Here is a 22,896-nt window from a genome sequence, read left to right as displayed (position 1 = left end):
GGAGTGGAGCTTCTTCTTAAATACTTTCCTGACTTGACGGAAGAGCAACGCAAACAATTCGCAGCTCTTTACGAACTTTACATTGACTGGAATTCTAAAATCAACGTAATCTCGCGCAAAGACATCGAAAACTTGTACGAACATCATGTGCTCCATTCACTGGGAATTGCCCGTGTCATTCGTTTCCGTCCGGGTAGCAAAGTTATGGATCTTGGCACCGGAGGCGGATTCCCCGGTATCCCGCTGGCTATTCTTTTTCCGGATACAAAGTTTCACTTGGTGGACAGCATTGGAAAGAAAGTACGTGTAGCAACCGAAGTGGCCAATGCCATCGGTCTAAAGAACGTCACTTTCCGTCATGCCAGAGCCGAGGAAGAAAAACAAACATTCGACTTTGTCGTAAGCCGTGCCGTGATGCCCCTGGCCGATTTGATAAAGATAATCCGGAAGAACATTTCGTCCAAACAGCAAAATGCCCTCCCCAACGGGTTAATCTGCCTGAAAGGCGGCGAGTTGGAACATGAAGCAATGCCGTTCAAGCACAAGACAACCATGCATAGCCTGAGTGAGGATTTCGACGAAGAGTTTTTCCAGACCAAGAAAGTGGTATATGTAACGATTTAAACGATCAAACAACATAGTCATGAAAATAAAGAGATTTGAGTTCAATATGTTTCCCGTAAACTGCTATGTGTTATGGGATGAAACGAACGAGGCAGTCGTGATAGACCCAGGCTGCTTTTATGACGAAGAGAAACAAGCTTTAAAAAACTTCATCGTCACCAACCATCTGAACGTAAAACATCTGCTGAACACTCACTTACATCTGGATCACATCTTCGGTAATCCATTCATGCTCCGTGAGTTCGGACTATCTGCCGAAGCAAACCAGGCGGACGAGTACTGGATAGACGAAGCTCCCAAGCAGAGCCGCATGTTTGGTTTTCAGCTGAACGAGGCACCTGTGCCATTGGGAAAATACCTGCATGACGGGGATATCATAACTTTTGGAAATACAACGCTGGAGGCAATCCATGTACCCGGACACTCTCCCGGAAGTCTTGTATATTATTGCCAGGCAGAAAACTGCATGTTTTCAGGAGATGTATTGTTTCAGGGAAGCATCGGCCGGGCAGACCTGACCGGAGGCAACTTTGATGAACTGAAAGAGCATATTTGTAGCCGACTGTTCGTGCTGCCCAACGAAACAATCGTTTATCCGGGGCACGGCGCACCGACTACCATTGGGATAGAGAAGGCGGAAAATCCGTTCTTCAGGTAAGAGAATATCAACAAACCTTATTATAAATAAATCATTAATAACATGAAAACCGATTTATTAGCCTGCCGTCACATCGGCGTCAACAAAGCGGATGCCGAAGTAATGCTCCGGAAAATTGGAGTTGGTTCGCTCGACGAACTGATTGATAAAACCATTCCAGCCAATATCCGGCTCAAAGCACCTCTGGCACTGCCTGCGCCGATGACCGAATATGAATTTGCCCGCCACATTGCCGAGTTGGCAAGCAAAAACAAGTTGTTCACGACCTATATCGGCATGGGGTGGTACAACACAATCACTCCGGCAGTCATCCAACGCAACGTCTTCGAAAACCCCGTCTGGTATACTTCCTATACTCCTTACCAGACAGAAGTTTCGCAAGGCAGACTGGAAGCTTTAATGAATTTCCAAACCTCCGTATGCGACTTGACTGCCATGCCATTGGCCAACTGCTCTCTGCTTGATGAAGCAACCGCCGCTGCCGAAGCTGTGACAATGATGTACGCTCTGCGTTCACGCAACCAGCAAAAATCCGGAGCCAATGTGGTATTTATCGACGAGAACATCTTCCCACAAACCCTGGCTGTCATCACTACCCGAGCCATCCCGCAAGGAATTGAAATCCGTACCGGAAAGTTCCATGAACTTGAATTTACAGACGATCTCTTTGCCTGCGTCTTACAGTATCCCAATGCGAATGGTAATGCGGAAGATTACCGTGAGTTTACGGAAAAAGCACATGCAGCCAACTGCAAAGTGGCTGTAGCCACCGACATCCTGAGCCTCGCCCTGCTTACACCTCCGGGAGAATGGGGGGCAGACATCGTATTCGGCACTACACAGCGTTTGGGTACTCCGATGTTCTACGGTGGTCCCTCGGCTGGCTATTTCGCTACCCGCGACGAATACAAACGTAACATGCCGGGACGTATCATCGGATGGTCAAAAGACAAGTATGGCAAACTCTGTTACCGCATGGCACTCCAGACGCGCGAACAGCATATCAAACGGGAAAAGGCGACCTCAAATATTTGTACCGCACAGGCATTACTGGCTACGATGGCCGGATTCTATACCGTCTATCATGGACAGGAAGGTATCCGTAACATTGCTTCACGCATCCATAGCATCGCTGCTTTCCTTGAAAAAAATATCGGAAAACTGGGATATAAGCAGGTAAACAAACAATACTTTGATACCCTCCGCTTTATCTTGCCCGATAGCATCTCAGCACAGCAAATCCGCACCATCGCTTTAAGCAAAGAGGTGAATCTGCGCTACTTTGATAATGGCGATGTAGGCTTGAGCATTGACGAAACGACCGATATAGCAGCCGTTAACGTCCTATTGTCTATCTTTGCTATTGCTGCCGGAAAAGACTTCCAGAAAGTGGATGACGTACCCGAAACAAGTACCATCAGCAAAGAACTGAAACGCCAGAGCCCCTATCTGACACACGAAGTATTCTCTAAATATCACACGGAAACGGAAATGATGCGCTACATCAAGCGCCTTGACCGCAAAGATATTTCACTGGCGCAGTCAATGATTTCACTTGGCTCCTGCACCATGAAGTTGAATGCAGCAGCCGAAATGCTACCGTTGAGTTGTGCCGAGTTCATGTGCATGCATCCGCTTGTTCCGGAAGACCAGGCTGCCGGTTACCGCGAACTGATCCACAACCTGAGCGAAGAGTTGAAGATTATCACCGGGTTTGCCGGAGTGAGCCTGCAACCCAATTCCGGTGCTGCCGGTGAATACGCCGGACTACGCACCATCCGCGCTTATCTTGAAAGCATCGGACAAGGACACCGGAACAAAGTATTAATCCCTGCATCTGCCCACGGGACCAATCCGGCATCTGCCATACAAGCAGGCTTCACTACCGTGACTTGTGCTTGCGATGAACACGGAAACGTAGACATGGACGATCTCCGCGCCAAAGCTGAAGAAAACAAGGAGGATCTGGCTGCGTTAATGATCACCTATCCCTCCACACATGGTATCTTCGAAACGGAAATTGTCGAAATCTGCCAGATCATTCACGATTGCGGAGCACAGGTATATATGGATGGCGCCAACATGAATGCTCAGGTAGGATTAACGAATCCGGGATTTATCGGTGCAGATGTTTGCCATCTGAATCTGCACAAAACATTTGCTTCTCCTCACGGTGGCGGCGGTCCCGGTGTAGGCCCGATCTGTGTAGCCGAACATCTGGTACCATTCCTTCCGGGACACGGACTGTTCGGAAACTCACAGAACGAGGTTTCTGCCGCTCCATTTGGCAGTGCAGGCATTCTGCCCATCACTTACGGCTATATCCGCATGATGGGAACCGAAGGACTGACAATGGCAACCAAAATAGCAATCCTGAATGCCAACTATCTGGCAGCCTGTCTGAAAGATACATATGGCATCGTATACCGGGGAGCCAATGGCTTTGTGGGACACGAAATGATCCTGGAATGTCGGAAAGTATATGAAGAGACAGGTATCAGTGAAAATGATATTGCCAAACGTCTGATGGATTATGGCTATCATGCTCCTACCCTCTCCTTCCCGGTTCACGGCACACTGATGATTGAACCGACTGAAAGTGAGAGCCTCGCCGAATTGGATAACTTCATCCATACGATGTTGACCATCTGGAATGAAATTCAGGAAGTGAAGAACGGTGAAGCCGATAAGGGGGACAATGTGCTTATAAATGCTCCACACCCCGAGTATGAAGTAGTAAGCGACCGGTGGGAACACTGCTATACGCGTGAAAAAGCTGCATACCCGATAGAAAGTGTACGTGAAAATAAGTTTTGGGTGAATGTAGCCCGTGTCGATAATACATTAGGCGACCGCAAACTATTGCCGACATGCTATGGCTGTTTCGACTGAAATTAATTTGATTCACCACAGAGTTCACAGAGTATCACAGAGTTTATCTCTTGTAATTTCTACTCCGTGATACCCTGTGTTACTCTGTGGTGAATTTAAACTTGAATCCGATACTCTATTCCACAATGGTTATTGTACCTTCTTTCACCGTTTTTTCCTTCAACGATACACCTTCTGCCTGATATCCCAAAGCTACGCAACCGTAAACTTTATGGTTCTCGGGTACTCCAAGAGAGGTCAGATACGCCCGGACTTCCGGATCATCGCAAGTCGTCCCGAGTTGATTGATCCAGCAAGAACCGATGCCCAAAGAACGGGCTGCCAAAAACATATTCTCAATGGCACAGGCACAGTCCATCCCGGCCCACCACTGGGTAGGGTCATTAGAAACAATGACCAAACTCGGAGCATGATAATAACAACAATAAGTCTCACTATGTCCACGTTCCTGAAGGCGCTTATCGTCACTTTTAGCAAATGCTCCCTTGATACGATTGTTCAGTTCTTCAAGTTTCGCCGCATTACGGACTGCCGTAAAATGCCACGTTTCATAATGCATGCCGCTCGGTGCATAGGTAGCTGCCTCCAGTATGGCATTCAAGTCTTCCGACGGTACCTGCTTTTTATCATAGACACGCACACTACGGCATGCCTTAATCGTTTCTAAAACTTCATTGGTTTTCATCATGAATATCTATTATTATTGTATTCCTTATCTTTTAATTAAACCAATCTTGGCATTCAGTTTGAAATAGTATACACCGTTCTCCCTTTCAAGGAATCCATACTTGTCTTTATCAACCGATCCTTTTTCAAGACGTGAATTCAGATAAAGGAAGTCTTCAAACGTTTTCTTTTCCGACTTATGATAGCACAACACCTCGCCACTGCCATCAACCAGTAATATACCTTCAACAGCCGAGTCCATCCCGTTGTATATCTTTGCCGGACGCATACCCAAAGCGAGCGCCAATAAGAATTGCTTCATTTTAAATTCATAAAAACCATGCTTACTGATCAACTCTTCTTTTATCTTGAGAGGATTTACTGTCTTCATCAGTTCGGTCAGTTCACTGATACGTGTGATGCCGTCCAGATGCATCGTACGCACCATCTCTGCCAACACACGGGGAAAATGCAAGTCAATCATCAGCAAGTTACAGCGAAACACACGGTCTGCCACATCCGAGTATTTCAACACGCCTCCCAGACGTTCGATCATCATCATGCGCTCGGCAACCTCCGTAGGCGATTCGGGAAGGGCATTAATTTTATTTACGGTAGGTGCAGCAAACTTTACACCGGATTGCTCCAATTTCAGGTTTGCAGCACGTCCCCCATCCAGCAACGGATTCATCGCACTCAGACGCGAACGGACATTGAAACCGGCTAACGGAGCTTCGGGATGCCAAAAGGCGATTGAGAAATCGGTACGATCTTCCGTCCGTGCTTCAAGATCAAAGATTCCGGCTTCGTCCAAAAACTCCTCCACCCCATCGGGAGAAGTGACTTCATCGGTAGACGAACCTTTTATCGCATTCAGAATCAGGTCAGCCACCGTTGCAAAATCTTCGCGGGGCAAGCTTTTTCCGACTTTCTCACCTTCCATCCGGATATCTTCTCCTTCGATATAATAACACCGGGTGCCATCATGCTCCTCACGCTGAATCATCGCAATGGGCCAGCACTTTTCATCTTCTTTCTTTGCTTGTGGAGTTCCGAGAGAAACTTTTCCGTCCGCCAGCAGACGAAAAAAAACATATAGCTCACTCCACTCTCTTTTTGTTGCTTCAAATGCCATTCTATCTATCTTTTTATTATGTGTGGGAAGAAAACCTCCCCCCTGTCTTATTTCTTTCTCTTATTCATTTCCTTCTTCTTCATCTAAAATACGTGCAGTCTCCACTTTTTCCAACCGAGACCTTAAGCGAGGCATCGCCGACTGTCGGATGCGAAGTGTCATGCTGCAATCCATATCATACGACTGGGAGAGAATTTCCGGTTCCTCCTCTTTCACAATCCGCATCACATCGTTCATAAACGGATATTCAAAAAGCACGGTTACTTCTTCATCCACCGTTTTCTCTACAACAGTGGCAGCGGCAATAGCCTCGGCGGCGGCGGCTTTATAAGCCACAATCAATCCACTGGTTCCCAACTTGATTCCCCCGAAATAACGAACCACGATAATCAGAATATCCGTCAGTTCGTTGGAATTAATTTGTCCCAGAATCGGTTTGCCGGCCGTACCGGAAGGTTCTCCGTTGTCGTTTGCACGAAAGTTTTTACGTTCGTGCCCCAACATATAGGCATAACAGACGTGACGGGCATCGTAATATTTCTTCTGATACGTCTCCAGATGATTCTTAATCTCTTCCAATGTACGCACTGGAAGAGCAATGGCAATGAACTTACTACGCTTCTCGGTATAGGTACCTTCTGAAACTTCAGTGATGGTTTTGTATGTATCTTCTGACATGATATCCGGAATCATTTTTAGTGGTTCAGGCTATACCTAACAACTGTACTTCAAAAACCAGGGTCGAAAAAGCCGGAATAGGACCACTGGTACGTGTCCCATACCCCATGGTATACGGGATGTAAATTATCCAACGATCTCCCACCCGCATTTTCTGCAAAGCGATCTGCCATCCCTCGATGACCTCACTCAAACGGAAAGCTTCGGGACAGTTCCGTTTCCAGGAATTATCAAATTCCCGTCCATTGATCAGTGTCCCCCTGTAATGGACAGACACCACACTGCCGGGCCGGGGAGTAGCGGTACCACTACCTTCCTCCAAAACCTTATATAATATGCCACAAGGCAATTCGTATACATCCGCTTCGGCACGTAATGCCTGCATGAATTGCTCGTTCTGCAACTTGTATTCTTCTTTTCGTCCCATAGATCTATTCAGATAATAATTACTTCGGTCACAAAGATACGGAAAAACGTACATATTTGGATAGCCCGGAATACAAAACGAGGATGTTCCTCTGTTTTAGAGTAACATCCTCGTTCTTTTTCTACATCGATACGCTCTTTATTCCAACTCGTGTATCACCAGTCCGGAACGCAGTTTCGGCTCGAACCAAGTGGTTTTCGGAGGCATAATGTTTCCCGTATCGGCAATATCCATCAGTTGCTTCATTGAAACGGGATAAAGGGCCAGTGCCACTTTCATCTCTCCGCTATCCACCCGTCTGCCCAGCTCACCCAAGCCACGGATACCTCCCACAAAATCGATCCGTTTGTCCGAACGCAAATCTTTGATACCCAGTATTTCATCCAGAATCAGATTGGAAGAGATCGTCACGTCCAATACCCCAATGGGATCATTGTCGTCATAAGTTCCCGGTTTGGCTGTCAGGCTATACCATTTACCTTCCAGATAAAGGGCAAAATTATGCAATGCAGCGGGTTTATAAATCTCTTTCCCCTTCTCCTCTACCACAAAATTCTTTTCAAGAGCAGTCAGGAATTCGGCAGGTGTCAGACCATTGAGATCTTTCACCACCCGGTTGTAATCAATAATAGTCAACTGGTTCGCCGGAAAACATACAGCCATAAAGTAATTATATTCTTCGTCTCCGCGATGACCGGGATTCTGTTTCGCCTTCTCGGCTCCAACCAGAGCGGCAGCGGCCGAACGATGGTGTCCGTCGGCAATATAAAGTGCCGGCATAGCAGCAAACTCTTTTGTGATCACAGCAATGTCATCGTTATCATCAATCACCCAGAAAGTATGCCCGAATCCGTCACCGGGAGCAATAAAGTCGTATACCGGTTTTTGAGCCGTATACTTCCGGATGATAGTGTCGAGCACTGCATTATCGGGATAAGCAAAGAATACCGGTTCGATATTGGCATTGTTCACACGAACATGCTTCATACGGTCTTCTTCCTTATCACGCCGGGTCAGTTCATGCTTTTTGATAACGCCGTTCATGTAATCGGGCACATAAGCGCCTACCACCAGTCCGTACTGCGTCTTGCCGTTCATGGTCTGGGCATAGATGTAATAATTCTCTTTATCATCCTGCACCAACCACCCTTTATCGCGAAACAGACGGAAGTTTTCTGCCGCCTTGGTATAGACTTTCTCGTCGTGTTCGTCTGTTCCGACCGGAAAATCTATTTCAGGTTTAATGATATGATACAGTGATTTCTCGTTTCCGGCAGCTTCTGCACGAGCCTCTTCTGAGTTCAACACATCATACGGACGTGATGCGACCTGTTCTACCAAGTCCTGTGGAGGGCGGATGCCTTTAAATGGTTTTATTGTTGCCATAAAACTGGGGATTATTTGTTCACTCTAAATTTTTCGCAACCCTCTTTCAGGAAGCCTACAATCTGTTTCGCCGCAGCAATACCTGCATTGATATTTGCCTCGGCAGTCTGAGCACCCATCTTCTTCGGTGTTGAGAAATAACGTCCGGCAAAGAGTTCGGTAAACTTCGCATTGGCAGCAGGCATAATATCGGTGATGTATTTAAAGTCCGGACGTTCTTCCATCAGCTGAATCAGTTCATCCTCATTGATCACCTCTTTACGGGCCGTATTGACCAAAATAGCTCCTTTCGGCATATTCTTCAGTAAATCACGGTTAATGGAATTCTTTGTTTCGGCTGTAGCCGGAATATGCAGTGAGACGATATTACAAATTTTGTAAAGTTCTTCGGCCGAGTCGACGGCTTTCACTCCATCTTTTTCAATCACATCTTTCGGGCAGAAAGCATCGTAAGCGTAAAGCTCCATGCCGAATCCTTTGGCAATACGTGCCACATTGCGTCCCACATTGCCATAAGCGTGGATACCCAGTTTCTTTCCCATCAGTTCCGTACCCGACGTTCCATTATAGAAATTGCGGACGGCATAAACGAGCAGCCCGAACACCAATTCGGCCACGGCATTCGAATTCTGCCCCGGAGTGTTCATTACGCACACACCGTGTGCGGTAGCGGCGTTTAAGTCCACATTGTCATATCCGGCACCTGCACGGACTACTATTTTCAATTCCTTCGCAGCCTCAAGCACTTCCGCATCGATGATATCGCTGCGAATGATAATGGCATTCGCATCTTTCACCGCATCAAGTAATTGAGCCTTATCTGTATATTTTTCAAGCAGAGCCAATTCGAATCCGGCTCCTTCTATTTCTTTCTTTATACCATCTACGGCAATTTTGGCAAATGGTTTTTCGGTTGCAACAAGTACTTTCATTTCCTTTGTTATGTTTTGGGGATAATTCACCACAGAGGGACACAGATTTGTCTTTCTTCTTCAATTATGGCACTCTGTGGTGAAATCACATTATTAATGAAGTTTCTCAAATTCCTGCATGCAGTCAATCAGCGCCTGTACACTTTCCTTCGGCATCGCATTATAACAAGATGCACGGAAACCACCTACAGAACGGTGTCCTTTAATGCCGGACATACCTTTGTCCGTAGCGAATTTCAGGAAATCGGCTTCAAGGTCTTTGTATTCCGGTGCCATTACGAAACAGATATTCATGCGTGAGCGGTCCTCTTTAGCAGCCGTTCCCACAAACATCTTGTTGCGGTCTATCTCGGCATACAGCATATCTGCCTTTTCGGTAGCCCGGCGATCCATCTCTTTCACGCCACCCTGAGCTTTGATCCAGCGCAAAGTCTGCATCGCAGAATATATAGGCAATACGGGAGGTGTATTAAACATAGATCCGCCGTCAATATGGGTTTTGTAATTCAACATACTCGGGATGTAACGTGACACTTTGCCCACTGCATCGTCCTTTACGATAACAAAAGTGACACCGGACGGAGCCAGATTCTTCTGTGCACCACCATAGATACAGATGTACTTCGAAACATCTACCGGACGAGAGAAAATATCAGATGACATATCGGCAACCATCGGAATTGGTGAATCGAGATCTCCCTTCAACTCTGTACCATAAATCGTGTTGTTGGTTGTCACATGGAAATAGTCTGCATCAGCAGGTATGGTAAAGTCTTTAGGGATAAACGTATAGTTTGCGTCAGCCGAAGAAGCTACCTCAACCACTTCGCCAAACCCTTTCGCTTCTTTCATCGCTTTCTTCGCCCAAACACCGGTGTTCAGGTAAGCAGCTTTCTTTTCAAGGAAGTTGTAAGGTACCATACAGAACTGCATACTGGCACCACCGCCCAAAAAAAGTACCGAATACCCTTCGGGAATATTAAGTATTTCCTTAAACAAAGCTACGGCTTCGTCCATGACTGCCTGAAAATCTTTGCCTCGGTGGCTGACTTCCAAAACAGAAAGACCTGAACCGTTGAAATCGAGAATAGCTTTCGCTGTTTCTTCTATTACTTCGCGAGGGAGAATGGAAGGGCCTGCACTGAAATTATGCTTTTTCATTTGATGAGTGTTTTTGGTTATACAATTTCGTTATTTTATGTCTACTGACATGGCGAATTTACGAATTTATTTCCTCTCAACAAACGTTTCTCTATAAAATTACAATCTCAGAGGGCATTTATCTTTCTTTTTAATGGTTTATGCAGGAATTATACACCATTTTGTTATCCATACATGCCAAGATGGTAGAAAAAAGTTCAAACTGATATTATTACAAGGCTATCTGTTTTGAAATGAAAGAGAGAGTGACTAAAAAGTGAATATTTATAAGAAGAAGAGGCAAAGACCGTAAAGAACCGGGGGCGGACAACCGGAGCGCCGGGGTACAATGCCCGGAGCGCCGGGATGTAGGGAAGGAAGAGCCGGGATCCGAAAAGCTGTTTCACCACAGAGGACACAGAGGGCACAGAGTTTTAATCTCCTGTTTAAAGATCTATTCTCTGTGCCCTCTGTGTCCTCTGTGGTAAAATAGCTATCAAATAAATCCGTTTTAATCCGCCTCTTCAATCACCGTCTTCATCCCTTTGATCTTCTCACCGCGTATAAGCGTCAGCAATTGCTTGACCTTAGACCGCCGCACGGCTACAAAAGCATAATGGTCCTTCACATCGATTGCTCCAACATCTTCACGCGCCAGATTTCCTTTCTTATAGAGGAATCCGGCAATATCGATCTTACTCAATTTGTCCTTCTTCCCTTTACCTATATAAATAGTTATCCACTGAGGTTTAGACGGACGGGGCGCGTTCTCCGGTAAGTCAAAGATATCGAGTTCCGAAGGTATATAATCCGGCACGCGTTCCTCCGGATTCAATATCAGATAAGAAGTACCCGTCGCATCCCAGCGGGCAGTACGTCCGTTACGATGAGTAAAAGCTTCTTCATTCACCGGGATATGATAATGAATGATATGCTCCACCTCCGGGATATCAAGTCCGCGGGCAGCCAAGTCTGTAGACACCAGCACCGGACAGCTGCCATTACGGAACTTATACAGTGCCCGTTCCCGATCCGGTTGCTCCATACCTCCATGAAAGCGTTCATTGGAAACTCCTTTTTCCGTTAGTAAGGCACTCACACGGTCCACCGCATCCCTGTGGTTACAGAAAACAATACTCGAACTGCTTCCCAACGTACAAAGCAACTTATAGAGGGTTTCTATCTTATCTTTAGCAGGCGAAACCACCTTCATCAACCGCAAACGTGATTCCTCCACATCGTTTGTCAGGAAATCAAGCTTTATCGTACGGTTCAGTCCTGTAAATTGCGGAATCTCTTCCGCATCTGTTGCCGAAGTCAGAAAACGCCGTTTCAAGTCGGGCAACTGTCCGATAACCGTTGCCATCTCTTCCTGAAAACCAAACTCCAGGCATTTATCAAATTCATCGATCACCAACAGGGCCACTGTGCTTGCATCGAAGTTCTGCTTGGAGAGATGGTCGTTCATACGGCCGGGCGTACCGATGATAACCTCCGGCTGCATTCCTTTCATCGTCCTATGCTCTTCCATTGCCGGACGTCCGCCATAACAACTCATTGCCTTGAACTCTGTTCCCATCGCCTTGAACACCTGCTCTATCTGCAACGCCAACTCGCGCGAAGGCACCAGCACCACAGCTTGTACTCCTTTCACATCAGCCCTCAGACTACCGACCAACGGTAACAAGAAAGCAAGGGTCTTGCCCGAACCTGTGGGCGAAAGCAATATCAGGTCTTCGCCACCTTTATTAAATGCCTCAATAGATGCTTCCTGCATCGGATTGAGCTGTTCTATTTTCAACCTATCGAGTATCTCCTTCAATCCATTCATTGTTTTTTCTTTCTCTTGTTTAATCCTTTAATTGATATATAAAGTAAGGGTCATCATTATAATAAGTAATCAGCATCAGGCGGTTCAACCGTCCGTCCACCATCATAGAAATGCTGAAATTATCCAACTTATACTTTCGGACCGGATTACCATTCCAATCGTACTGCTCTACGTACATATAGCGATTTCCTTTATCATTGTCACTGCCCACTGCATAAGGTGTACGTCCCGAATAGGAAATATACACATAATCTCTCGTCGGAGACACCTGCATATAATGCGTTACGTTCGCATCCAATCCATCAGCAATGTTTAAAGTTTCATCATCAAAACCTTTTTGCTGGAAGTTCAGAGTCCGGACGCTATCACCTTTCATATTCATGAACTTCACTATCTTGAAGTATTTATAAGCATAAACCATCCGATTTCTCTGCGGATTGGCAGCCAAAGATCCCAAAACCGGTGATTTTCGAGCGAACCTCAATGTCAACGGATAGCGTTTTTCTTCTTTCAATGAATCACCCTCCACCTTGATTGTACGTATATAGCGTCCTGACTGATAAACAAATTCATTCTTGCCAATCTCTTGCAAATCGTTTACTCCCCATTTTTCTGTAGGAAATAACGTATAGAGATACGTTTGGTTCAGTTCCTTATCCAACCGATATATCCTTCCATTACTTCTTTCATACAGACAGCATAATGCTTCCTTATCAACCGAAGGCACCACCTCCGGTATAAGAAATTCATCCGGTCCGTTACCCTTTACCCCCACAGTCTTTATGTAGGTCATGGCCGGATAATGGAAAACAAAGTAAGGTGCCCTATAATTTTTCTGCACCAAAATACTGTCCGAGCAGAGTAACATCCTGTCTTCGGACGTCTTGAATATAAAAGTATCGGGCTCAACGATCTGCTGCCCCTTCAGTTCGACAACTTCCCCAAACGGATCCTGATCTTTCAGAAAGACCTCGCCCGTCTCCAGTGGAGCTAAAGAAACGATATCCTTCTCCATTGCTTGGGCAATGACACTGTCCTGCACCTGTACTCCGTCTCCGGCTGCACTTTTCTGTCTTCCGCCACACGATAGTAAGTTCACGCCCAATAGAACGAAACAAACTGAACTGACAACTCTGTTTTTCATAGCTGTTTCAATTTTAATGATGACACAAAGATAAAAAAAAACTGCTTCCGGACAGCCGAAAGCAGTTTCTTTATTATAATTCCCGAAGGATTATCCACCGAAGTTATCAAACATCAGGTTCTTAGCCGGAACACCAAGATCGTCGAGCATCTTCTCAACAGCCTTGCTCATCGGGCCAGGACCACACATGTAATATTCAATGTCTTCCGGAGCTTCATGGTTCTTCAGGTAAGTTTCGTAAATCACGTTGTGTACGAAACCTGCTGTATACTTCACGCCGGCTGCGTCTGCTGCAGGGTCCGGACGGTCGAGTGCCAAGTGGAACTTGAAGTTCGGGAAATCTTTTTCAATCTGCAGGAAGTCTTCCAGATAGAATACTTCGTTCAGTGCACGGGCACCGTAGAAGTAGTTCATCGTACGGTCAGTGATATGCAGTGTCTTCGTCAGGTGCATAATCTGAGCACGCAACGGAGCCATACCTGCACCACCACCAATCCACATCATTTCGTTCTTCGAGTCGAGGATCGGGTGGAAGTCACCGTAAGGGCCACTCATGGTCACCTTGTCACCCGGCTTCAGCGTGAAGATGTAAGAAGAAGCGATACCCGGCATCACATCCATAAAGCCCGGTCCCTGGTCTTTCGGTTTGAAAGGAGGAGTAGCGATACGTACAGTCAGCATGATGCGGTCACCTTCAGCCGGATAGTTGGCCATAGAGTAAGCACGGATAGTCGGCTCGTCATTGCGGCACTTCAAGCCCAGCAGACCGAATTTCTCCCATGCCGGAAGATATTCGTCACCGATCAGGTTCTTATCGATATCCTTATCATAATCCATTGAGAAAGTAGGAATCTTGATCTGAGCATACGAACCCGGCACGAAGTCCATGTGTTCGCCCGGAGGCAGAGCCACGATAAACTCTTTGATAAACGTAGCCACGTTCTTGTTCGAGATCACCTCGCACTCCCACTCTTTCACACCCAGGATAGACTCGTCGATCTTGATAGACATATCCTGTTTCACCTTTACCTGGCAACCGAGGCGCCAGTGATCGGCCTGTTCTTTACGAGAGAAGAAACCGGTTTCGGTAGGCAAAATCTCGCCACCGCCTTCGAGCACCTGGCAACGGCACTGTCCGCACGAACCCTTACCACCACAAGCCGATGAAAGGAACACATTGTTGGCAGACAACGTACCCAGCAGTGTACCACCCTGAGATGTTTTCAGTTGTTGCTCTCCATTCATCGTAATCGTAACCTCGCCCGAAGGAGAAAGATAGCTCTTCGCAACGAGCAGTATAATGACAAGCAGGATGATCACCACAAGGAAGACTCCGATACTTGCTAATATTAAAGACGTCATTGTTTTATTCTTTTTACTTTAGTTATAACTTCAATCCAGAGAAACACATAAAGGCCATAGCCATCAGTCCTACTGTGATAAACGTAATGCCCAGACCTTTCAGCGGAGCGGGAACATCAGAGTAGGCCATCTTTTCGCGGATAGCAGCCAGACCAACAATAGCCAGTAACCAACCGATACCCGAACCGAGCGCGTATACCACAGCACTACCTACACCGGTGATGGCCTGCGGGTTCGACGGATCCATCGTGATTCTCTGCTGCATGAACAGTGAAGCACCCATGATGGCACAGTTAACGGCGATCAGCGGCAGGAAGATACCCAGTGAAGCGTAGAGCGAAGGGCTGAATCGTTCCACTACCATTTCTACCAACTGCACGATACCGGCAATAACGGCAATAAAGAGAATAAAACTCAGGAAGCTGAGGTCAACACCTTCAATGATAGCATTGGCAGCCAGCACCTTTGTCTGAAGCAAGTAGTTGACCGGCAACGTAACGATCAAAACAAAAGTTACGGCGATACCCAGTCCTACAGCAGTTTTCACATTCTTCGACACAGCCAGATATGAACACATACCCAGGAAGAAGGCGAATATCATGTTGTCCACAAAGATGGAGCGGACGAATAAACTTAATAATTGTTCCATAATTTTTCTTTTACTTTCTTAGGTTGTATTACTTTTCCTGGAGTTCTTTGCAACGGCTGCGCTGATACCAGATGATACAAGCACAGATGATCAGTGCCATCGGCGGCATCAACATCAAACCATTGTTGATATAGCCCATCTTGTAGAATGACTCAGGGATAATACGGAAGTTGAGCAACGTGCCCGATCCGAGCAATTCGCGGAAGAAAGCCACGATAATCAGAATCTTGGCATATCCCAGACCATTACCCACACCGTCGAGGAATGACTCCCACGGGCCGTTTGCCATGGCAAATGCTTCCAGACGTCCCATCAGGATACAGTTTGTAATGATCAGACCTACATATACCGAAAGCTGTACGCTTACGTCGTATGCAAATGCCTTCAGCACCTCACTTACTATAGTTACCAACGCAGCTACTACCACCAACTGTACGATGATACGGATACGGTTAGGAATCGTCTTACGCAGCAAAGAGATAACGACGTTTGAGAAAGCCGTAATCACAGTTACCGAAAGACCCATCACGATAGCCGGTTCCAGTTTGGCCGTTACAGCCAGCGCCGAACAGATACCGAGCACCTGCACGGTTACCGGGTTATTCAATCCCAGCGGAGTAGCGAATACTTCTTTATTCTTTTTAGAAAATAATTGGCTCATATTCTATCGTTCCTCCTTAATTATTAGTTAAAAATTTATCGTACTGGCTCAGACAAGCTTTGATCATGGCGTCCACACCTTTCGAAGTGATTGTACCACCCGAAATACCGTCCACCTGATAAGCAGGGTCTGTCACCTTTCCGTTTTTCTCTACAGCCAGTGCAACCTGTCCGTCTTTCAACACCTTCTTGCCCGAGAATTCACCCTGGAAAGCGGTTGTCGCAATTTCGGCACCCAAGCCCGGAGTTTCGCTGGCATGCGAGAAATAAACACCATAAACAGTGTCCTTATCAGCATTTAAAGCCACATATCCCCAGATAGCGCCCCAAAGGCCGGCGCCATAAACCGGTACCACATACTTGGTCTCTCCGTCTACATCACATACGAAAACGTGCAAACGATTGTTTTCCTTTGCTTCTTTTTCGTAGCTGATAGAGAAACCATCCGTATTTTCTGTCAGAGTGCCATCTACGTTCATCAGCATGTCACCCTTTACATATTTATTATATTCAGCATCGGCGTCCTTCACATCTCTGATGTTCAAAGCAGCCAGAATTTGCTTCTTCGTATCCAGCTCCTGATTCTTGTTCTGAATCGCTTTCAGTGAAGAGCTGACGAATGCGAGCAGGAATGCCACGATAACAACCATTACCGAAGCATAAATGATAGTATAAGAATTACTATTTGTATTCATCTTTCTTGTTCGGTTTAATTGTTAGACTTAATAGCGCGTTTTTCACGCAGTTTGATGTTGCTCTGAACCACACAGTAGTCAATCAGCGGAGCGAAGATGTTCATCAACAGGATAGCGAGCATCATACCTTCGGGATAACCGGGGTTCAGCACACGAATGATGATGGCCATCGCACCGATCAGGAATCCGAAGATATACTTACCGGTCTCCGTACGTGCAGAAGTCACAGGGTCGGTAGCCATAAATACGGCACCGAAGCAGAAACCACCCAGCACGAGGTGTTCGTACCAAGGCATGTGAGCCATGGCAGTGTCCGGACCTACAGCATTGAAAATCCAGCCCATAAAAGCACCACCTACGAATACGGAAAGCATCGTTTTCCAGCTTGCGATACCTGTCCACAACAGGATAGCAGCACCAATCAGAATAGCAATCACACTGGTTTCACCGATAGAGCCCGGAATCAGACCGGTCACCATATCCCACGAGAAAGCCGGGAACCCGTTCGGATCGGTAGCAGTAGATGCTACACCCAACGAAGTGGCCGCTGTCAGTCCGTCTACCGTATTACCCAGTCCGAAGATACTGTCTTGCGCCACCCAAACGGCGTCACCCGACATCTTGGTAGGATATGCGAAGAATAGGAAAGCACGGGTAACGAGCGCAACATTGAACACGTTCATACCTGTACCGCCGAATACTTCTTTAGCGAAGATAACAGCAAATGCAGTAGCTACCGCCAGAATCCACAACGGACAGTCCACCGGTACGATCATCGGAATCAGGATACCCGAAACGAGGAAACCTTCCTGAATTTCTTCCTTCTTCCACTGTGCTACGACAAACTCGATGCCCAGACCCACTACATAAGATACGATAATCTTAGGCAGTATGGCCAGGAAACCGTAAATGAACATTTCGATGAAACCACCCTGAGCTCCGGTGTGAGTGAAATGCTGGTAACCTACGTTGTACATACCGAACAGTAAAGCCGGTATCAACGAAATAACCACAATCGACATGATACGTTTGCTATCAATCGAGTCGTGGATGTGCGCTCCCGATTTCGAAGTGGTGTTTGGCACGAACAAGAATGTTTCGAAACCGTCGAACACCGAACGAAACGCGTGGAGTTTGCCGCCCTCTTCAAAGTTCGGCTTTATCTTATCGAGATAATTTCTTAACGCTTTCATTAATTATGAATTATATAAATTATGTGTTATGAATTACATCATTTCAGCACGAAGCATATCGAGTCCGGCACGAACGATGCGTTGCAATTCCAGTTTCGAAGAGTCGACAAACTCACACAAAGCAAAGTCTTCGGGCGCTACTTCGTAGATACCCAGAGCTTCCATGCGGTCGATGTCTCCGGCAATGATTGCTTTAATCAGGAATTCAGGCAGAATGTCCATCGGGAACACCTTGTCGTATTCGCCGGACATGATCATATGGCGTTCGCCTCCCTTGATACGGGCATCGAGCACATACTCTTTCTTATTCCCCATCAACCAGCTGAAATACGAACGGTTCACGCTGAACTGATTGAAACGTGGCATAATCCATCCCAACATTTCGTGGATGTCGTCGCCTTCGGGAATCACGGTCAACTGACTGTCGAAAGCACCGAGGAATCCGTTTGGTTTCACCTGCTTGCCTGTCAGCACATTACCGCTGATGTAACGCAACTCCTTATCTTTTGTCACGTTTCCGGCAAACACATTGGTCAACAATGCACCTACTTTCAGTTTGCAATAAGCCGGTTTCAGGACTTCAGAGCCTGTAACGGCTACAGTGCGTGTCAGATCCACCCGTCCGGAATTGAACAGACGTCCGATGAAGATCACAGCTTCTGCGCCGATGGTCCACACGGTTTCACCTTTCACCACAGGAGCTACATGATTGATTTGCACCCCTACATTTCCGGCAGGGTTCGGTCCGTCAAATACGGTTACCGTGACATTTTTAGCCTGTGTCAAGGCTGTCGTTTTTTGTTTGCTGCTAATACCGAGATACGTCTTGGCGATCTTAGCCAGGGCATCCAGTCCAGTCTGGAAATTAGCTTCTTCCCCTTTCAGAGCGAACTCAAAATCGGGTGCCAGCGGGTTGCTGTCGAAAGCAGAAATGAAAATAGCCCGCGGAGCGACTGTCGGATCGGCAATCACGTCATACGGACGCTGTCTCATAAATGCAAACATACCAGCTTCCAAGAGTGCAGCTTTCACAGCCTCACCGTCGAGTTTGGATACGTCCTTCTTGCCGAATTCTTCATAATCCTGCTCAGCAGCGGCTTCAACCACGATGTTCAGCACCTTACGGCGTGCACCGCGCTCCACGCTTGTTACAACGCCGCTAACGGGCGAAACAAATTTAACTTCAGGATGGTTCTTGTCGATAAACAAGGGTCCCCCGGCCATCACATATTCCTGTTCTTTCACCACCACCTTCGGAGTCACTCCTGGGAAATCATCGGGTACGAGTGCGTAGAATCCCGGTTCTTTCACCGTTGAGAGCTCTTCAGCAGCTTTTCCTTTCAGGTTGATGTCAAGGCCTTTACGTAACTTTATTACATTTGCCATGTGATTATATAAAATAATGGTTTCATAATTTGCCCGCAAAAGTAATAAATAATAATGTGAATAAAGAGGAAATGTGAAAGGAATTAAGGAGATATTTCTTTAATTAGCATCGTTAACGATCACAAAGATACTAAAAAGGCTAAAATTATCACTGATGAACGGTCAACAAAGAACGAGGAACAGGCTATGCTGAATGAATTATTGACGGCGAACAGGGGATGCCGGAAAGTATAAATTATGGGGGGACATAGCCATCCGGAAAGAAGGGTATAGCCTTAGTTGTAAAAGGGTGTAGCCCTATGGATGAAAGGGTGTAGCCCCAACAGCAAAAGGGTGTAGCCATCCGCGGAGGACAGCTACACCCCTTTTTATTTAGCGTCGATCGTTTTGAACCCTTCAATCGATATATAAAGATATGTATTCAATCTCCTCTCCCCCCCAAAGGACGCTCCCCTTATAAACCGGGGGAGAATGAAGGCAATACACAAACCTGTTGACCGTTTATCATTCAGAGTTCATCGGTCAGCGTTCCTTTCACTCTTCCGGAGCAAACATCGGGTCCCAGGCAGGCAAACGAACAGGTTTCTGCTTCAGAACTTCCAACACTTTGGAAGTTGCGAATTTCTTTTCTACCACCAGGCGGAACATATATTCGTTGAACCACTGATCCGTCATAATCAAGTGTCCCTGATAGCCATTGGCAGCTCCCCAACTGTTTTCCACCATCCATTTCACCGGTTTGCCATCCTTAATGTCTACCGCCATCAGAGTCATGGCATGGCTCGATCCACTGGCAAATGTCTGCACACGCTGTTTCTTATCCATACCGAAAGTGGTACCCATCAACGAAGCATAGTCATAGTTGTTCACATCCAGCAACCCGCGTTCCGAGTTCAAGAATTTACCTACATCACACGAAAAATACATCATCGTACTATCCTTCAGCGAAGCGATGGCCATCTCCTTGATTTCATCGGCCGGCAGGTTAACATACGTCCAGTTACGTCCGTCATAACGGTGACGGTCAAAGTCGATTTCATAACACTTATAATATTCACGGCTCGGATCGTTCATCAGCATCACGTAATTGTCCAGCAGATTCTTGTCGCCGTATTTTTCGAGGAACGATATCGGTGTGTATTGTGCAGTCTCCACCGGATTTCCTTTTTCATCTTTACGCGTCCAGGTAAACTCCGTAGGCGGAACCCCCAGATTCAGCACCAGCATGCGGTATACGGTGCCCAGCATTTCCGTTTTACTGTTTTCAAGCGCAGGCAGTTTGTCTCCATTTGCAGCCTGATCACGCAGTTGCAGACCAAATTCACGCAATTTTTCAGCAATCAGCCCAGCCATACGTGATGTATTCTCGCTGCTGTTCGTCTCAGGCATCACCTCTTTGGGCACCAGACCATATTTAGAAACGATGTCGGCTACACCTGTAAACGTACCTCCGTCACTCAGCGGATTACGGAACAGCCACTCCACCATTTTGTCGTCCATCGGCTTCTCACGGGTGTCGATGACACCTTGCAGGAAAAGATTCGCTTTCTCCAGTTGATCCCAGAAGAAGTTGTAATTCTGAGAAAACTCAAACGATCCGAGTCCGTACCGGGCGATGGCTTTGGCGCGCATCACATTCAGGCCGGTGAACAGCCAGCAACGACCGGACGATTTCTGGTCTGTAATTCCTTTTGAGTCTACTTTAATAGAAAAATGGGTATCCATTCCCTTCAGGTTGTCCTGATTCAGAGCCAACTTACGGATATCGTTGTTACCGATCGCGTTACGGATGGCCTTGTCGGTTGTCGTGCCCTGGTAGTTTTGTTTAATCCGGTTCAGCATTTCGGGGCTGATACCTCCCTTGTCCTGCTGTGCATACACACTTAAGAATGCGGCACTCAGAACAAAAACAGATAATATTCGTTTATTCATGTGGTAAAGTAATTTGGTTAATAAAGGAGCCTTCTCCTTTTTCTTTGCAAAAATAGCATCCTTTTCCGGATTTTTTGTCACAGTATTTAGATTTATTATCTATTCGAATGAAAACTAATCCAAATAAAATAGTTTCCTTTGCACCCATATTCGTACAAAGCAATGAAAAAATATATAATAGGTATATTGATGGCGATCATGCCCGCCACATTCACTGTGGCTCAAGAAGAAGGCACTACGCTCAGCACTGACACGACAAATCAAGACAGCATTCCCGCCCTATCCAAGCGCGAACTACGACGTCAGCGGGTGGCCCGCCGTAACCTTCACTACAATATTCTCGGAGGTCCCAGCTACACTCCCGATTTCGGTCTGCTGATTGGCGGCAGCGGGTTGATGACCTTCCGGATGAATCCCAGCGACACCACCCAGCAGCGCTCTGTAGTGCCCGTAGCCATTGCCCTGATGTTCAATGGCGGACTCAACCTGTTCTCCAAGCCGCAACTTTTCTTTAAGGGCGACCGTTTCCGTATTTTCGGACAGTTCAGTTATAAAAACACACAGGAAAACTTTTACGGCATCGGTTACAGTACCAATAAGGATTATGTGCGCAGCGACACCACCAGCCAGTATCGTTACAGCGGATTGCAGATCAACCCTTGGTTCCTGTTCCGCCTGGGCGAAAGCAACTTCTTTGCCGGTCCGCAAGTCGACCTCAATTATGACCACATGTACGATCCGGCCAAATACCTTGTCGACCAACCCTCTTATAAAGCGGCCGGCGGCACAGAGAAAGGCTACAAGAACTTCAGTTCAGGTGTCGGTTTCCTGCTGACTTATGATACACGCGACGTACCCGCCAATGCCTATCGCGGCATGTATCTCGACTTCCGAGGCATGATGTACCAAAAATTCCTGGGAAGCGACAACAACTTCTACCGTTTGGAGATAGACTACCGCCAGTACAAAACGTTGCGCAAACGCGGTGTGCTTGCATGGACCGCCCAAAGTAAAAACGTATTTGGCGACGTTCCACTCAATAAATACGCGCTAAGCGGCACTCCGTTCGACCTTCGGGGATATTATATGGGGCAATACCGCGATAAATCGTCACACGTCGTCATGGCCGAATATCGCCAGATGATCAATACGGACAAGGGCAACTGGGTGAAACGCATGCTCAGCCATGTAGGCTATGTGGCTTGGGCCGGATGCGGATTTATGGGTCCCAATCCGGGAAAAATAGAGGGTGTTCTGCCCAACATGGGCGTGGGTCTCCGCATAGAAGTACAGCCCCGTATGAACGTCCGTCTCGACCTGGGACGCAACATGGTGAACAAACAAAACCTGTTCTATTTCAACATGACCGAGGCATTTTAAATAAATTATATTCAAATTCAATGCTATATTTATAAAAAAAAGGGGTATATTTAGGGCATTAGTTGCAGATTTGTCTTATCTTTGCACAGATTTCACAAGCATACAGACAATATATACAAATAAATA

At 46.6% G+C, this 22,896-nt stretch carries 20 protein-coding genes; 4 read left to right on the top strand and 16 right to left on the bottom strand.

Features of this window, described 5'->3' with window-relative positions; translation table 11 throughout:
* Positions 1-3: 3 nt before the first annotated feature.
* From rsmG to gcvP, 3 genes are read left to right on the top strand one after another with little or no spacing between them, the layout of a single operon-like run.
* Entirely contained in the window at positions 4-624 is a 621-nt protein-coding gene (gene rsmG, locus DBK98_RS13720; RefSeq protein ID WP_005777016.1) for a 16S rRNA (guanine(527)-N(7))-methyltransferase RsmG, read from the top strand.
* A gap of 19 nt (positions 625-643) precedes the next feature.
* A complete protein-coding gene (locus DBK98_RS13715; RefSeq protein ID WP_005777014.1) occupies positions 644-1,282 on the top strand; it encodes an MBL fold metallo-hydrolase in 639 nt (212 codons plus the stop codon).
* A gap of 42 nt (positions 1,283-1,324) precedes the next feature.
* Positions 1,325-4,174, top strand: coding sequence for an aminomethyl-transferring glycine dehydrogenase (gene gcvP, locus DBK98_RS13710; RefSeq protein WP_032536130.1), 2,850 nt, complete (start codon positions 1,325-1,327; stop codon positions 4,172-4,174).
* A 115-nt stretch (positions 4,175-4,289) separates the two neighbouring features.
* On the opposite strand, the gene DBK98_RS13705 is transcribed toward gcvP, so the two are convergent.
* From DBK98_RS13705 to DBK98_RS13630, 16 genes are all read right to left on the bottom strand, one after another.
* Positions 4,290-4,859 carry a nitroreductase family protein gene (locus DBK98_RS13705; RefSeq protein ID WP_033572480.1) on the bottom strand — a complete coding sequence of 190 codons (570 nt, stop codon included), beginning with the start codon at positions 4,857-4,859 and terminating at the stop codon, positions 4,290-4,292.
* A gap of 27 nt (positions 4,860-4,886) precedes the next feature.
* Positions 4,887-5,975: an HpaII family restriction endonuclease gene (locus tag DBK98_RS13700; protein ID WP_032536129.1), complete on the bottom strand. Its 1,089-nt coding sequence runs from the start codon at positions 5,973-5,975 to the stop codon at positions 4,887-4,889.
* A gap of 60 nt (positions 5,976-6,035) precedes the next feature.
* Positions 6,036-6,653, bottom strand: a complete 618-nt coding sequence (locus tag DBK98_RS13695) for a YigZ family protein (RefSeq protein WP_022012706.1) — start codon at positions 6,651-6,653, stop codon at positions 6,036-6,038.
* 25 nt (positions 6,654-6,678) lie between these two features.
* Complete coding sequence (locus tag DBK98_RS13690; RefSeq protein WP_005805382.1) at positions 6,679-7,080, bottom strand: FKBP-type peptidyl-prolyl cis-trans isomerase; 402 nt, start codon at positions 7,078-7,080, stop codon at positions 6,679-6,681.
* 138 nt (positions 7,081-7,218) lie between these two features.
* Entirely contained in the window at positions 7,219-8,466 is a 1,248-nt protein-coding gene (locus DBK98_RS13685; RefSeq protein ID WP_032536128.1) for a DUF1015 domain-containing protein, read from the bottom strand.
* Between the two features lie 11 nt (positions 8,467-8,477).
* Positions 8,478-9,398, bottom strand: coding sequence for an NAD(P)-dependent oxidoreductase (locus DBK98_RS13680; RefSeq protein WP_005777001.1), 921 nt, complete (start codon positions 9,396-9,398; stop codon positions 8,478-8,480).
* Between the two features lie 93 nt (positions 9,399-9,491).
* Complete coding sequence (gene serC, locus DBK98_RS13675) at positions 9,492-10,559, bottom strand: 3-phosphoserine/phosphohydroxythreonine transaminase (RefSeq protein WP_005776999.1); 1,068 nt, start codon at positions 10,557-10,559, stop codon at positions 9,492-9,494.
* 490 nt (positions 10,560-11,049) lie between these two features.
* The gene (locus tag DBK98_RS13670) at positions 11,050-12,369 is read right to left on the bottom strand and encodes a DEAD/DEAH box helicase (protein WP_022012704.1); all 1,320 of its coding nucleotides are present in this window, start codon (positions 12,367-12,369) and stop codon (positions 11,050-11,052) included.
* Positions 12,370-12,388: 19 nt separating this feature from the next.
* Positions 12,389-13,513 (bottom strand): BF3164 family lipoprotein, encoded by a 1,125-nt coding sequence (locus DBK98_RS13665; RefSeq protein ID WP_022012703.1) that lies wholly within the window; start codon positions 13,511-13,513, stop codon positions 12,389-12,391.
* Between the two features lie 90 nt (positions 13,514-13,603).
* The gene (nqrF, locus tag DBK98_RS13660; protein WP_032536127.1) at positions 13,604-14,875 is read right to left on the bottom strand and encodes an NADH:ubiquinone reductase (Na(+)-transporting) subunit F; all 1,272 of its coding nucleotides are present in this window, start codon (positions 14,873-14,875) and stop codon (positions 13,604-13,606) included.
* Positions 14,876-14,897: 22 nt separating this feature from the next.
* Positions 14,898-15,524, bottom strand: coding sequence for an NADH:ubiquinone reductase (Na(+)-transporting) subunit E (nqrE, locus tag DBK98_RS13655; protein ID WP_005776993.1), 627 nt, complete (start codon positions 15,522-15,524; stop codon positions 14,898-14,900).
* Between the two features lie 28 nt (positions 15,525-15,552).
* A complete protein-coding gene (locus tag DBK98_RS13650) occupies positions 15,553-16,185 on the bottom strand; it encodes an NADH:ubiquinone reductase (Na(+)-transporting) subunit D (RefSeq protein WP_005787205.1) in 633 nt (210 codons plus the stop codon).
* A gap of 16 nt (positions 16,186-16,201) precedes the next feature.
* Positions 16,202-16,879, bottom strand: coding sequence for a Na(+)-translocating NADH-quinone reductase subunit C (locus DBK98_RS13645; protein ID WP_005776989.1), 678 nt, complete (start codon positions 16,877-16,879; stop codon positions 16,202-16,204).
* Positions 16,880-16,893: 14 nt separating this feature from the next.
* The gene (locus tag DBK98_RS13640) at positions 16,894-18,072 is read right to left on the bottom strand and encodes an NADH:ubiquinone reductase (Na(+)-transporting) subunit B (RefSeq protein ID WP_005776987.1); all 1,179 of its coding nucleotides are present in this window, start codon (positions 18,070-18,072) and stop codon (positions 16,894-16,896) included.
* Between the two features lie 33 nt (positions 18,073-18,105).
* Positions 18,106-19,458, bottom strand: a complete 1,353-nt coding sequence (locus tag DBK98_RS13635; RefSeq protein ID WP_005776985.1) for a Na(+)-translocating NADH-quinone reductase subunit A — start codon at positions 19,456-19,458, stop codon at positions 18,106-18,108.
* A gap of 534 nt (positions 19,459-19,992) precedes the next feature.
* Positions 19,993-21,390, bottom strand: coding sequence for a C1 family peptidase (locus DBK98_RS13630; RefSeq protein WP_032536141.1), 1,398 nt, complete (start codon positions 21,388-21,390; stop codon positions 19,993-19,995).
* A gap of 162 nt (positions 21,391-21,552) precedes the next feature.
* Between DBK98_RS13630 and DBK98_RS13625 the strand changes: the two genes are divergently transcribed.
* A complete protein-coding gene (locus DBK98_RS13625) occupies positions 21,553-22,770 on the top strand; it encodes a BamA/TamA family outer membrane protein (RefSeq protein WP_032536126.1) in 1,218 nt (405 codons plus the stop codon).
* Positions 22,771-22,896: the final 126 nt, after the last annotated feature.

The sequence above is a fragment of the Bacteroides sp. PHL 2737 genome, from assembly GCF_004115325.2.
Taxonomy (GTDB): Bacteria; Bacteroidota; Bacteroidia; order Bacteroidales; family Bacteroidaceae; genus Bacteroides; species Bacteroides hominis.
The sequence above is the reverse complement of the archived record's forward strand: the minus strand, read 5'-3'. Positions and strand labels throughout refer to the sequence as shown.

Bases quoted from the DNA above. Each gene is read 5' to 3' on its own strand.
- DBK98_RS13715 (WP_005777014.1), top strand. From the start codon at position 644: ATGAAAATAAAGAGATTTGAGTTCAATATGTTTCCCGTAAACTGCTAT.
- gcvP (WP_032536130.1), top strand. From the start codon at position 1,325: ATGAAAACCGATTTATTAGCCTGCCGTCACATCGGCGTCAACAAAGCG.
- DBK98_RS13705 (WP_033572480.1), bottom strand. From the start codon at position 4,859: ATGAAAACCAATGAAGTTTTAGAAACGATTAAGGCATGCCGTAGTGTG.
- DBK98_RS13700 (WP_032536129.1), bottom strand. From the start codon at position 5,975: ATGGCATTTGAAGCAACAAAAAGAGAGTGGAGTGAGCTATATGTTTTT.
- DBK98_RS13695 (WP_022012706.1), bottom strand. From the start codon at position 6,653: ATGTCAGAAGATACATACAAAACCATCACTGAAGTTTCAGAAGGTACC.
- DBK98_RS13690 (WP_005805382.1), bottom strand. From the start codon at position 7,080: ATGGGACGAAAAGAAGAATACAAGTTGCAGAACGAGCAATTCATGCAG.
- DBK98_RS13685 (WP_032536128.1), bottom strand. From the start codon at position 8,466: ATGGCAACAATAAAACCATTTAAAGGCATCCGCCCTCCACAGGACTTG.
- DBK98_RS13680 (WP_005777001.1), bottom strand. From the start codon at position 9,398: ATGAAAGTACTTGTTGCAACCGAAAAACCATTTGCCAAAATTGCCGTA.
- serC (WP_005776999.1), bottom strand. From the start codon at position 10,559: ATGAAAAAGCATAATTTCAGTGCAGGCCCTTCCATTCTCCCTCGCGAA.
- DBK98_RS13670 (WP_022012704.1), bottom strand. From the start codon at position 12,369: ATGAATGGATTGAAGGAGATACTCGATAGGTTGAAAATAGAACAGCTC.
- DBK98_RS13665 (WP_022012703.1), bottom strand. From the start codon at position 13,513: ATGAAAAACAGAGTTGTCAGTTCAGTTTGTTTCGTTCTATTGGGCGTG.
- nqrF (WP_032536127.1), bottom strand. From the start codon at position 14,875: ATGACGTCTTTAATATTAGCAAGTATCGGAGTCTTCCTTGTGGTGATC.
- nqrE (WP_005776993.1), bottom strand. From the start codon at position 15,524: ATGGAACAATTATTAAGTTTATTCGTCCGCTCCATCTTTGTGGACAAC.
- DBK98_RS13650 (WP_005787205.1), bottom strand. From the start codon at position 16,185: ATGAGCCAATTATTTTCTAAAAAGAATAAAGAAGTATTCGCTACTCCG.
- DBK98_RS13645 (WP_005776989.1), bottom strand. From the start codon at position 16,879: ATGAATACAAATAGTAATTCTTATACTATCATTTATGCTTCGGTAATG.
- DBK98_RS13640 (WP_005776987.1), bottom strand. From the start codon at position 18,072: ATGAAAGCGTTAAGAAATTATCTCGATAAGATAAAGCCGAACTTTGAA.
- DBK98_RS13635 (WP_005776985.1), bottom strand. From the start codon at position 19,458: ATGGCAAATGTAATAAAGTTACGTAAAGGCCTTGACATCAACCTGAAA.
- DBK98_RS13630 (WP_032536141.1), bottom strand. From the start codon at position 21,390: ATGAATAAACGAATATTATCTGTTTTTGTTCTGAGTGCCGCATTCTTA.
- DBK98_RS13625 (WP_032536126.1), top strand. From the start codon at position 21,553: ATGAAAAAATATATAATAGGTATATTGATGGCGATCATGCCCGCCACA.